This window comes from Vibrio sp. B1ASS3 (assembly GCF_905175355.1).
GTDB lineage: Bacteria > Pseudomonadota > Gammaproteobacteria > Enterobacterales > Vibrionaceae > Vibrio > Vibrio owensii.
The window spans coordinates 4,001,434-4,014,472 of sequence record NZ_HG992742.1 but is presented as its reverse complement, the minus strand read 5'-3'; the positions used below and the strand labels follow the sequence as shown (position 1 = coordinate 4,014,472).

Here is a 13,039-nt window from a genome sequence, read left to right as displayed (position 1 = left end):
CCCTTGCAGGACAAAGGTGGCAATCAATAATAAGTTTTTATGGGTTTACCAGCTCTGCCTGCTCTAAAACAAGCTCGACAGCTTCCGCCTGCTCATCAGGCGGGTATCCAGTACGTTTAAGTATCTGCTTAATCTTGAGCCTCATTTTCGCTCGAAGGTTTTTTCGCTTGGCCCAGTCTGGTTGTGCACTTTTGCGAATCTCCTCAGCAAGCTTTCTAGCAATAGTCAGAATGTCTTTCTGCTGCATTGCCTCACGAGCAGAATCATTGGCAATTAGTGCATCAAAGAAGGCCAATTCTTCTTTGGTTAAGTTCAGCTCTTCACCGCGATCTGCTGACTCCCGTAACTCTTTAGCCAGCTTAATCAGTTCTTCAATAACTACGCTGGTCTCAACCGAACGGTTACGGTATTTATCAAGGGAGTTACGTAACATCTCAGAGAACGTCTTGTAAGCGACAGCATTCTTAACCGTGCGCGTCTTTATCTCATCTTGAATGAGCTTTTTGAGCATCTCTACTGCTAGGTTCTTGTGCTCACTTTTCTCGACTTCAGCAAGGAACTCATCATCGAGGATGCTAATGTTTGGCTTGTTCAATCCTGCGGACTGGAAGACATCAACTATCTCGCCAGAAACGATAGTTTCAGACACAACCTGTCTTAATGCCGTTTGAACATTCTCATCAGACATTCGTTGCTTTGAGGTAGTGGACTTCTTAATAGCTGCGCGTAGCGTTTCAAAGAAGGCGATCTCTTCTTTGATGCCTTTGGCCTCATCCATGCTGCTACATAAACTGAATGCCTTAGAGAGTGACAGGGCCGCTTTATCGAACCGCTTCTTACCATCTTCCAGGTTAAGAATGTGGTTCATGGCACCTGCGAGCAAGCCAAGTGTATTGGTTCGATAATCGCTGTAGTCGAAGCCATGCATGATCCCACGGCAAACATCTAGCTTGGTCATAGTGACGGCTAAAGCTTCAGCCAGGTCAATTGTCGGAGACCCGTTACCGCTTGCTGTGTAGTTCGCAATTGCATTGCGAAGCTCAGGCGCGATACCTAAGTAATCGACAATCAAACCACCTTCTTTATCGCGGAATACACGGTTAACACGAGCGATAGCCTGCATCAAGTTATGGCCTTTAAGTGGCTTGTCGATATACATGGTATTCAAACAAGGCGCATCAAAACCTGTCAGCCACATATCGCAAACAATGACCAGTTTCAGTTCATCTTCAGGATCTTTAACTCGCTTAGCGATCTTCTTCTGAATTGGCTTTTTATGGATATGCTTTTGGTACTTGGCAGGGTCATCAGATGTGCCTGTCATGATGACCTTCATGCAGCCTTTTTCTGGATCGTCGTTTGCCCAATCAGGCTTGAGTTCAGCAATCTTATCGTAGACCTGAACACACGCCTCACGACTAATGCAGACCATCATCGCTTTTGATAGTGACGTCTCTTCGCGAGAGGCAAAATGCTTCAGTAAGTCGCGAACTAGGCGGTCTACACGGTCTTCAGCACAAACTAGAGCCTCTAATGCCGCATTGCGAGTTTTGGCCTTAGCTTGATCATCTTCATCATATTCAGCAACCAACTCATCAACTTTGGAGTCTACGTCTTCCTCATTTGTGCTCTTGCTCATATCAAGCTTGATTAGACGGCTCTCATAATAAAGCGGTTTGGTTGCACCGTCTTTTTGAGCCTGCTCGATGTCGTAAACAGAAACATCATCACCAAAGACGACACGAGTATCCTTGTCTTCCATTTCAATTGGCGTACCAGTGAAACCAATGAAACCAGCATTGGGTAACGAGTCCCGAAGATGCTGAGCGTAGCCATATTTCATTTCACTCGTTTTCTTGTCTACGCGAGCCTTTAAACCATACTGTGAGCGGTGAGCTTCATCTGCTGCAACAACGATGTTATAGCGTTCTGTGAGTGGCTTACAGCGAGTTTCTCCCTTAGGTGGAGCGAACTTCTGCATGGTTGTGAAGATGATGCCGCCAGATGGACGATTATTTAATAGCTCTCTCAGCTCATCTCGATCTTTTGCTTGAACAGGAGTGTCGCCAAGTAGCTCTGCATTTTCAGCAAAGGTTTCGAATAACTGCTCATCGAGGTCGTTACGGTCAGTCACGACAACAATCGTTGGATTATTCATCGATGGAGATGCCATCAACTTAGCGCTGTAAAATGTCATCGAGAGTGACTTACCAGAGCCTTGAGTGTGCCAGTAAACACCGCACCGTTGGTCGCCATCATGGCGAGTCGCTCGAATCGTACTTTCAACCGCAGCGCGAACACCATGGAATTGGTGATAACCAGCGATCTTCTTAATGACCTTCTCATTATCGACTTCGAATGAGACATAGTATTGAAGATAATCGAGAAGAAGTTCTTGATTGAAGAATCCACGTACCATCACCTCAAGGGCCAATGTATCGACAGTGTCATCACGAGAGCCGTCAATCGTTCTCCAAGGGGTGAATCGGTCTCTATTGGCCGTTAGTGAGCCAATGTAAGCTTCACTCCCATCTGAGATGATTAGGGACTCGTTAAAGACAAATAGATCTTTGATGGCTTGCTTGTAGGTCTGAACTTGATTGTACGCTCGCCACACATCGGCTTTGGTATCGGCAGGGTTTTTTAGCTCAAGAAGTGAAATGGGTAAGCCATTTAGAAATACGACGATGTCTGGTCTGCGGTTATCGATCTCACCATTGGTGACACCGTTGACTGAAAATTGCCTCACGGCCAACCAGTTATTGTGCTCATTATTGAAATCAACCAGCCTGACCTTATCCCCGACAGGATGCCCACGTTCGTCTTCATACTCTACTTGAATGCCTTCGATGATTTGACGATGGAATGTGTGGTTAGCACGTTCGATAGAAGGGACTGTATTGAGCAAGATACCAATGGCGGTATCGATACATTCTTCTGGCAAGTGTGAGTTGATATTTAGTAGAGCTTGGCGGAGTCGAGGTTTGAGAACGACGTCAGAGAGCGAATCTCGCTCTGGCGTACTTCCTTTAGGCTCTAGCTCGCTGCCGTTTAACGTTTGGTAGCCGAGGCTTCCAAACCAGACCATGCAATGGTCTTCTAGCATTTCTTCCGTTATTTTCATTTTATATCCATTCTTATTTATTGTTTTTGTTATGAATATGATTAAGCCAGTCCGAGCCCTAAATGCAGGGCTCGGACTTCCAGTTATACTGCTTCTGCAAGCTCCTGTGTTGCTTCACCTACAGAAATTTGACCAGAGACCAACTTCGGCAATAGCCTGTCACGTAGTCTCGTTAACGTAATGTTCTGTTTCTCAATTTCTTTGATTCTATCAAAGAGAGGAAGAGTAACTTTATTCCAGCTTTCCATTAACTTATTTGTAGGTAATGGAAAATTAATGTCATTAATGTTTTGCAGGCTAGCATTCGCTTGAACAGCCTGAACAACTTTAGATGATATTTGTTCTTGAATTCGCTTGGATTTCAGATGCAAATACAAGTAGTTATTGTACGTTGGCTTATCTTTTAGTCGGATAAAACATACTGCTTGATTACAGTTCGAGTTGTTAAGCGTATCGGGAACAATTGCAACTCTGCCAATCGTTCCTGCAATCGTAAATAACAAGTCTTCTGATTGTAAAATAGACCGCTTTAAAGCCCCTTCATGTATTGAGCTTGCAACTGTCTCTAGCTCGCTCTCAATTGACCCTGTATCACTTATGTTGCGAACCTTTATAAAGGGGATAGAAGGAGCATCCTGTGCAGATTCTACATCTTTCTTTCTAGGAGTAGTTCCTTTTGAAAGTTTTTCCTGTAACTGCTTAATGGTTGATACTTCCCACCCCTTCGGAATCATCCCCAGCTCAGAATCTTCAAACTCGCTTGGGAACAAAGCTTGGATTTCAGGCGACAAACCATCGAAAGGCAGACCTTCCTTGTTCGCCTTCACTGGATCAAAATCGATAAACCAAGACTTAAAGATGCGCTGGGCGAGCTTTTCTAAGGTCTGGTTCATAGCTTCATTGATCGTTTGCTTTTGCCATAATGCCCCAATCAGAGTGTTTAATTTATGCAATTCTTCTTGAGGAGGTAGGCCAATATATGCTTCGGAGATATCAGAAGGTTTAATGGCTGGATACGCAGCGCCTTGAGCTACACGAACTAGATGCTCTGTAAAAATATCCGTTGTTACAACGGAATAAATCAACCAAGTATATTCGGTTTTTTTTGGGGTTATTGTGCAAAAACCTGTCGATGCCGTTAGGTTGTCATTGTTAAAATCTAGCAATGCGAACTGTTTTAAGTTTGGCCTAACAGTAGAAATGATGATATCACCTTTGGCTACTTTTCTACGTGCCCTTGAGGGTGCGCTATCAAACTTCATTTCAGTTGGCTCTGCAACTTTACCTGTAGATACCGAGGAAATATCTATATAGTTGATGGTGTCGGGCTTATCTTTTTTTGACCAAGAGTTAGCATTAAAATCAGCTAGTTCAGACAGCTTGACCTTTGACCATCCATCAGGGATTTTTGAGTATTTTTCAATATCAAATATCATACCCAACCTCCGCAAGCGAAGCCTTGATTTGCTCATCAAGAGTAACCGACTTAGTCATCTGTTCTGACAACTGCTCAGTTAGGATAGCCATATCTTCTTGATATGAAGTCTCATCTTCTTCGACTTCCGCAGCGCCAACATAGCGGCCAGGAGAAAGAACAAAGCCTGCTTTTTGAATGTCTTCAAACTTAGCCGATTTGCAGAAACCAGGGATATCCTCGTATTCCTTCACAGAGAAGTCTGTTTTGGCCCAAGCGTGGTAAGTCTGCGCAATTTCATCGACATGGTGTTGGTCGAATACCAACTGAGCACGAGACTCTAAACGGCCCAGATGACGAGCATCGATAAAGAGAGTTTCACCTTTACGCTTTTTGTTCTTGTTGAAGATAAACAGACATGAAGGGATCTGAGTGTTAATGAATAGCTTCGGCGGTAGAGCAACCATACACTCAACTAGATCATCTTCAATAATGGCCTTACGAATATCACCTTCAGTATTCGCTGTCGATGTCATGGCACCATTCGCCATGACCACACCTGCGCGACCAGTATCATTTAGGTGGTAAAGCATGTGCTGGATCCAAGCATAGTTAGCATTGCTATCTGTTGGTGTTCCCCACTTCCAGCGAACATCATTTGCTACTTTACTTGCGCCCCATTTCTCTTGGTTGAACGGCGGGTTCGCCAGGATGTAGTCTGCACGAACATCTTTATGCAAGTCGTTTAGAAGCGTGTCGGCATTCTCAGCCCCCAAATCGAAATCGATACCACGGATAAGCAGGTTCATCGCTGCCATCTTCCATGTGGTGTATGTGTATTCTTGGCCGTATACACTGATGTCGCCACGCTCACCGCCATGGTTTTCCATGAACTTCTCAGACCATGCCACCATGCCGCCAGAACCAATCGCAGGCTCGTATAGAATACCTCGCGTCGGAGCGATGATTTCAACAAGTGTTTTTACGATGGACTCACATGTGAAGAAGGCACCTGCATCTGAACCTTCTGCAAGAGCAAATTTACCCAGGAAGAATTCATACGCCAGACCTAGAACATCAGCAGAGCGATGCTCTTTGTTGTTGAAGCTCAGAGTACCAAGCAGGTCAACCAGCTCCCCCAGTTTGCTTGATGGGATTTTGAGTAGGCCAAACCCACGGTAAAGCATGCCTTTTAGATCAGGGTTGTTTTCTTCGATTGCCTTAGAGGCATCATCCAAAATCTTCGCAAAGTTTGGCTGTTTTGCATTGGCTACAAGATATTCCCAACGAGCCACTTCTGGAACCCAGAAGATGTTTGCGGCTTCATACAGATCTGGATCGTCGATATCCATTTCGAAGAACTCGTGGTCTTCGTCTTTAATCCATTCTTGAGCATCGCTGCGGAACTCGCCAAAAGAGTCACTTACGTACTTAAAGAAAAGAAGTGCCAGTACAGGGTGTTTGTATTCTGATGGTTGTAACGCACCACGCAACGCCACGGCTGATTCCCATAGCGTTTCAAAAAAAGCTTTATCGCCAACATTTCTAACCATTTTTCTTGTTCTCATCATAATTTGGCATTAATCAATTATCATACCAAACCCTACTTTTATACGCCATTTACAAGGCAAACCAGAATGAAAAAGTAACCACTCAAAGAGTTTCAAACTATGGCGCTGGGATACTGTATCCATCCTCTTGATAGGCATGATTAAAAAGAACTAACTTAGCTGGCTCTAAGTACATCATTTATCATTAGTAAAACCAATCTAAAGTTTATCCTATCCAGAGTTAGATAGTTTCATTCGAAAATGATAATGGGGCAAAAGGCGTGTTTGCTGTAGACAGTTCATATCACCTCTGTCAAGTTAAACCGACAGAGGAAAAAGTGACAAACTTTCTTGTAAATGAACGAACTACTAACAAAAAGGTTCCTGTTCTTGGTTGTCATTATCGACTGGTATAACTGTAAGGTGTTGTCCTCGCGGTTATCGAACACCATGGGTACAAGTTTTATGTATCATGGCTCTCGAAGAGGTGCTCCAATACTACGGACCACCCGATATCTTTAACTCCGATCAGGGCTGCGAGTTTACTAGCACTGAGTTCACACAGAAGTTGCTCAATCAGGGGAATATGGATCAACATGGACGGAAAAGGTCGCTGGATTGACAATCTTTTTATTGAGCGGATATTGAGAAGTCTGTAATACGAGGAGATTTACTTAAAAGCTTACAGTACATCCCGTGAAGCAGAGCTTGAAATCGGGCACTACATGGTGTTTTATAATGAGGAGCGTAAACACTAGGTACTCAATGACCTCACCCTGATTAAGTCTACTTTGACAGACAGAGCTACGCTGCATGAGCTGGTTCAATCACTTAAGATATTGGCTTATGTGTCCAGCCATTGGGCTTCACTTCTCTAATCCGTTCATAAAAATAAGTTTCGTAGATGCGTAAAGATAATTTATACACCTTTGATAGCTGGCCTGTAGGTACACCAGAACGCTTAATACACGGTTATTGGGAGTTGGGCGTGATGAGGTTTCACACATTTGATAGTGAATGCGGTAAAGAACTTCAAGATACGTACAATCGCATTAACCATGGACTGGGAGCTAATGTTGTGTACATCGACCTAACTTCAATGGGAGATGGTTATCGATACAAGTCAGAAATCTTAGATGTTATTCGAAGTGATCAGCAAACATGGGTGTGGTTCGTAGGCTGTAGAGCGCTTTTGGAGAGTTCGTTGGCGGGTTGGTTACGCTCTGTTTTGACGACATACAACCTAGACCACGTTCGAGTTGCTTTTGTGCTTGATAGCCGTGAGCAATTCAACCATATCTTTCAGGATTACTCAGCTCCGTTCTATCAATCTACCATAGCTCTGGATCTCTCAAAGAAGAGTTAGGCATATTCTTAGTTACTATTAAATATTTACTCTGCTCTTTAGCTCGTTCGTATAGATCCAGCCCTAAATGATCCAATTTAAGTGACTAAAGCGTAGCTTTTACGCTCATATCATCGCTAAATCTAACTTTTGATATTTTTCGGTCGGGTGGCAATTCAAACAAATGAGAAGTTGATACACTTGGGGCATTTTGATTCTGGTGATTAACTCCGAAACACAAACATACTGGTTCACAACTCGTCAATATCAACGTCAATTTCTGGGGAGTTTTCTCTTTGCTTAACTAGTTCTCGGTCTTGTTCATCTTCCTCAAATTCAATTCGGGAAGAGTCAAAAACATCACGTCGTTCAACTAGAAAGTCAATATCCGCCTTATCCGCACCTTCCGAATAAGCCCCCCAATCTTTTTCACTTGTAGTCACGAATTCATCGGTGTGCGCAGTATGACTTGTTAATCCTTCTAAAAGGTCTTTTTCTGACAGCAGTTTTTTACTCATAACTTACTTCTCGATTCAAAAATGACATTAGATAATTTATAGCATAGTGAGCAGCTAGAAATTAGCTCTGAAACAAGCAAAGGGGCAGAAATGAGCAAGCTCGTTGGTATGTCTTCGCATGTCTGACACTAGCAGGGCTAGTATCCTTATTTGTTAGGTTTATCTCCAGCCTACGACTGAGACTGCGTGGATGAAAAATATAAGAAATCCTACGAAACAAGAACTTAGCAATGATAAGCAAAATACCGTTTTCTCTATAATGTTCACTGTATTTTTAGCTTCGAATATCGTATTTATATTGTAGCAAGATATGATGAATAGAATTAATAATGCCAACTTGAATGGCTCTCCATAGTTCACAGCATTTGCAAAAAACAATGATCCAATTTGAGCAAAAACTTGTATAATCACTGTTTTAATGCCAATCCTCAAAATTTTCTCCTAATAAAACTAAAATTACCGAAAAATTGGGAAAAACCCACGCCTTAATTTTAAGCAGTGGGCTAAAGTTGTTTAGGGCAGCTATTGCTATACTCTAGACCGCATTAAGGTGTCTTATCCTTAAATGGTTTGCCCGACACTTCTCCTTTACCATCATATAAGACGGTAACGACAGCGACGCTTTTAGGGTGTCTATTAGGGGAAGGGACTATCCATCCATTAGGATCTGCACCTTCGTTAACCGTGCAGTCATCATTTGCAGATTTAACACACAAGATAGAATACAGAAGCATAACTTTGTCATCATTAACAAGAAGCTTCATGACGGGGTTTGCATGATGGTTCTTGTAGTAATGGTTCATTGTTTCTATTTTTTGCTTGGCAAGCTCACTGTCTATCACATCATCAATTCGAAACCATTTAGTATCATAATTCTCATCGAAATTACCCCATTCGGGCTTCCAACGCTTTTGCCACTTTTCACGGGATGAGCCGCCACCAACTCCATTTTCCCATTCACCTTTTATGGCGCTAGGGATACCAATGCCAATGCTTGCACTTTTACAACAGCCCTGAACGCTCCCATAAGCAAAGTTTGCACCTCCACCATAGATATCACTGACCCACATATCACGAATAAAATGAGGACCGCTTAAAGACCCTGCATTGCCAATGCTCGCAACTGAAACTGGCTTGCTCTCAAAGCAACCATTAAGTAAAAAGCACATGCTTACAGCAATTAAAAATCTATACTTCATTATCAAATACTACTCGCTTGAGTTGGTTTCCTTCTTTCGTGACCGCATTAACAAGACTATCCATTGCAGTCTCACATCCTGCGTTGATAAGTGCATCATGAGGGCGATGTATCCATTCCTTTCCATACTGGCTAATCTCACCCTGCCAATGTGTCGGTGCAATGCTTCCTAACGGTTGAGCTAATAACTTTTCATTCAACGTTTTTAAAGCCACATCATTTCCTGTCAATTGGCTAAAATCTTGTTGATAGGCGAGCTTTTCGTCATCCCAATTAACACCTGCAACCTCTGCCTGCTGTTTCATTCTTTCTAATGGCAAAGCCGAAAGAGCATTGCTAATAGGCTGTAACTCGTAATAATAAAGGATGCCATTCACCAGTGTCACAACACCATATAAACCCTTAGTTCTGCATTCCAAATTCCAAGCATCTTGAGCTTGCTTGTGTAGGCGATCACTGTATGCGGCGGCTCCATAAACATTCTGTTGTGCTTGTATATCTTCCCTTATGGATTCTGTTTTTATTAACTCACGATTATAAGTTGCAGACAGAGGCATTCCATACCTTTCAGGTAAACCTTGCTTTGCATACTGCTCTTTTGAAGGATAACCGCCACCAATGTCTGTGTGACAGCCAGCAAACACCTCCTCATAAAAGTTAGAAGGTAGAATGCCATCGCTAGGTAGCAGTGACGTTAGAGGGAAGTTTTTTCTGTATTCGTGATGAGCGCTTATCTGGAATACACGCTCCGCACAACTAGTATCAAGTCCTAGTTCAAAATTGCCTTCATCGTTGTTTCCTGCTAGATAGAACGAGCCTACGGTATCAAATAATCCGACAAAACGAACACTACAGGTACGTGTTTCGTCAGGATAGTAACCATGTTTAGGTTGGCTACTGATATCATCTTGGTGGGCTAATAAGTTCGGGAAAACTTCACCGAATGCTTCACCATCACGCGGCTTGTTATAGTCAGGTAATCCATCTTTAACGGCATTAACAAAGTGACGAGCTAAAGCCGCTCCGCGACTAAAACCAAATACATCGAACTCAATGTGTGTTATCCCCTGAAATGATTGGTTATCTTTTAAGGATTGGATAATGTTAAAATATTGCTTTGTCCAATTTTGCCACTTATAAAATGCCCCTGTATCATCAGCGACAAGGTTATAAGCCGTATCAACGAACGTCCATGTTTTCTCTAAATTATTGGGGCTGACACCAAACGCCTGAGCTAGATCGACCTCATCTTTTCCTTCATCTATCAAGGTTGGGGTTTGCCAGGCTCCATCCACGGTCCCAACTCCAGCAACATAAATTGCATTAGAATTATCATCTAATGGGTAAATTTCAAATAGCCGTGCCACATTGGTGCGCGATTTTACCCCACGTGTTTCTTTGTAGAGATCATTCAGATGGTTTTGCCCAGTTCCATCAAAGAACACCCCAATCCGTAGTATTTTTTCTTCGACCTTTTTTACATTGAGGACTGGTGTTGTCTGAGAAATACCTTGAAGCTCAAAGATGTGTTTCATTGACGGAGAAAGCAGTGGCTGATTGTACCTCCCCCATGTATTACCTAATACATAGCTCTCGCCAACTTTTATCTCCGTTAACGGAGAGGGAGATTCTTTGGTTTCTTGAGTCTCATCGACAACATCCGATTTTTCAACAATAAGAACATCGCCAGCTCTTAAAGCCATCGGAGCTTGTTCGAATGATGGATTTAATTTGAGGAGTTCTTTCGGGCTAAGGTCGTAATACCCTGCAATGTCACTCCAACTTTCATGCTGTCCATTATCCTTCATATTCACTTTATGCGTTTGAATTTCTTTGGCAGCGGTATCGTTGATGTCAGAAGGTGCTTCCCTTGGAAGAAGAGGCTGTTGTAAAGAAGAAACAAGTAGAGTTGTGTCAATCAGTGTAGCATTTTCATCGAGCCAAGCCATGCTTACTTCGCTCAATTGCTCGTTGGTCAACTTACCACGGGAATAGAGTATGTGTTGTTTCTCTGGTTCTTTTCCTTCAACTTTAACAGGAACCAGTAGAGAACTAAAAACATGATCGCTTACAGGGGTGCTAGATATACCATCAAACGATGAAGATTGAGTAATACGCCATCCCCATTTTCCGTCACCGAGTATATCGAGTTCATACAACAACTTACCTTCGTAGAAGTAGTAATAGAAGCCATGTAAAGCCCAACCTAACTTAGACTCGGTCTCTAGAGATGGCAGCAATGGTATAAACTCAGCATTAAAGTACACCGAGCCGACAGATCTTGGCGTAACGTCAAATGATGTGCTGATGCCAAAGTTCTGATGAAACTCATGAGTCAGTTTTTTTGGCTCTTCGACATGACACTCTCCAGTAAGCACGGTATACCTTGCCGAGTCTAGCGCTTCTTCAGAGCGCCAGCGTCTAACGCTCTCCTCATTATCAGATTTACTAAGAGAGAAGACACCTAATTTCAGGCTAGACAGATCGGACTTTGGTGCATAGATCTTAATACGGCACTCAAACCCCGCTACAGGCTCAGGTTCGAGCGCTGGGGTTGGAGTTGGGGGAGCAAGAGGGACATCATCCTGAACTGGGGCATATCCAGCGCTTGTTAACCGTTTCGGCTTAGGGAATCCTATAGGCATATCATATACTTTCAACTCAAAAGTACATTTTACCAACAGTGCATAAATCACACAGTAAGCAAGTGAATTGTTTTGCTATGCAATATGCCTGATTTTTTAGGTATTTTAACTAAGAAGGACAAGCTCTGTGCACATTTACAGAATGTTTGATGGTCTTTTCCCTAAATAGCCTTGGTACAAAGACGATATCAATTCAAAACCACCTCTTAATGAAGAAATCTTTGTCTCTTCACATTAGCTATATTTGTGCAAAAGTCGGCTAACTATGACCGTAGCTTGTTGCACAAATAATTCTCATGTTGGCTTCATGTACTCTAAACACGCCTTGGGGCATAACTGTTTTAGCTGGCAGTTTCGCTCTCTATCTGAATTCTGTGACTGAATCCGTTGTTGCGCCTCACGAATAAGTGAATATTTATTCGTGAGGAGGGGTTAGATGAAGACGTCAGATTGAATGGATAACATAGCTACTTGCTCGACTAAATAGAAAAATGAATGACCTATCGTTCCGCTAGCATCTGAAGCGATGCGCTCCACTAATTCGGACAACACTCACAACATTCAAAGTCTCAAATTGACAATATTTATTACTCAAACTCGATATTAGGAAAATGCCTGAGTTTGACCGGAAGGTGCTCGACTCTTTACGAGAGCCATTGGAGTCCGGTGAAATCATTATCTCTCGAGCGCAGGGTAAAACTCGCTTTCCGGCTCGATTCCAATTGGTTGGGGCGTTAAATCCAAGCCCGACAGGGTACTACGAGGGTAATCAAGCTCGGACAAACCCGCAAGCCATCCTACGTTACCTTGGTCGGTTATCTGGACCGTTGCTGGATCGCTTTGATATGTCGTTAGAGATTCCCGCATTACCAAAAGGCACGCTTGCTGAAGGTGGCGATCGAGGAGAGCCTACCGCTGTAGTTAAGCAAAGAGTCAATCAGGCCAGAGAAAGCATGGTGCAACGCAGTGGTAAAGTGAACGCGTTATTGGGAAGTCGAGAGATTGAAGCCTTTTGTCCGCTGCAAAAAAGCGACGCTGAGTTTTTAGAAAATGCTTTGCATCGTCTTGGGTTATCGATTCGTGCTTACCATCGCATCATCAAAGTAGCGCGTACTATTGCTGATCTCGAAGGCTCACCACAAATTGAGCGAACGCATCTGGCAGAAGCTTTGGGTTATCGAGCAATGGATAGGTTGCTCAAGCAGTTGACGGCTCAAGCTGTATAAGGAATCCAGAAATCGCAGT

7 protein-coding genes and 2 pseudogenes are annotated in these 13,039 nt (G+C 43.0%); 3 read left to right on the top strand and 6 right to left on the bottom strand.

The window, feature by feature from the left end; translation table 11 throughout:
• Nucleotides 1-37 precede the first annotated feature (37 nt).
• The 3 genes from KJB05_RS18190 to KJB05_RS18180 form a co-directional block, all read right to left on the bottom strand.
• Complete coding sequence (locus KJB05_RS18190; RefSeq protein ID WP_086368859.1) at nucleotides 38-3,124, bottom strand: type I restriction endonuclease subunit R; 3,087 nt, start codon at nucleotides 3,122-3,124, stop codon at nucleotides 38-40.
• A gap of 83 nt (nucleotides 3,125-3,207) precedes the next feature.
• On the bottom strand, nucleotides 3,208-4,560 hold the full coding sequence (locus KJB05_RS18185; RefSeq protein WP_208445687.1) for a restriction endonuclease subunit S: 1,353 nt from the start codon (nucleotides 4,558-4,560) through the stop codon (nucleotides 3,208-3,210).
• Nucleotides 4,550-6,091, bottom strand: coding sequence for a class I SAM-dependent DNA methyltransferase (locus KJB05_RS18180; protein ID WP_208445686.1), 1,542 nt, complete (start codon nucleotides 6,089-6,091; stop codon nucleotides 4,550-4,552). Before KJB05_RS18180 ends, KJB05_RS18185 begins: the two co-directional genes overlap by 11 nt.
• A 372-nt stretch (nucleotides 6,092-6,463) precedes the next feature.
• On the opposite strand from KJB05_RS18180, the pseudogene KJB05_RS18175 reads away from it, so the two are divergent.
• A pseudogene (locus tag KJB05_RS18175) lies at nucleotides 6,464-6,846 on the top strand (DDE-type integrase/transposase/recombinase); the annotation flags it as partial.
• A gap of 146 nt (nucleotides 6,847-6,992) precedes the next feature.
• Nucleotides 6,993-7,454 (top strand): hypothetical protein, encoded by a 462-nt coding sequence (locus KJB05_RS18170; RefSeq protein WP_208445685.1) that lies wholly within the window; start codon nucleotides 6,993-6,995, stop codon nucleotides 7,452-7,454.
• Between the two features lie 230 nt (nucleotides 7,455-7,684).
• Here KJB05_RS18170 and KJB05_RS18165 read toward each other — a convergent pair whose 3' ends face one another.
• From KJB05_RS18165 to KJB05_RS18155, 3 genes are all read right to left on the bottom strand, one after another.
• On the bottom strand, nucleotides 7,685-7,951 hold the full coding sequence (locus KJB05_RS18165; RefSeq protein ID WP_005379032.1) for a hypothetical protein: 267 nt from the start codon (nucleotides 7,949-7,951) through the stop codon (nucleotides 7,685-7,687).
• Between the two features lie 545 nt (nucleotides 7,952-8,496).
• Nucleotides 8,497-9,150 carry a hypothetical protein gene (locus KJB05_RS18160; RefSeq protein WP_085344060.1) on the bottom strand — a complete coding sequence of 218 codons (654 nt, stop codon included), beginning with the start codon at nucleotides 9,148-9,150 and terminating at the stop codon, nucleotides 8,497-8,499.
• Nucleotides 9,140-11,794 carry a DUF2235 domain-containing protein gene (locus KJB05_RS18155; protein WP_244142948.1) on the bottom strand — a complete coding sequence of 885 codons (2,655 nt, stop codon included), beginning with the start codon at nucleotides 11,792-11,794 and terminating at the stop codon, nucleotides 9,140-9,142. Before KJB05_RS18155 ends, KJB05_RS18160 begins: the two co-directional genes overlap by 11 nt.
• Before the next feature lie 587 nt (nucleotides 11,795-12,381).
• On the opposite strand from KJB05_RS18155, the pseudogene KJB05_RS18150 reads away from it, so the two are divergent.
• Nucleotides 12,382-13,020, top strand: a pseudogene (locus KJB05_RS18150) (ATP-binding protein); the annotation flags it as partial.
• Nucleotides 13,021-13,039 lie beyond the last annotated feature (19 nt).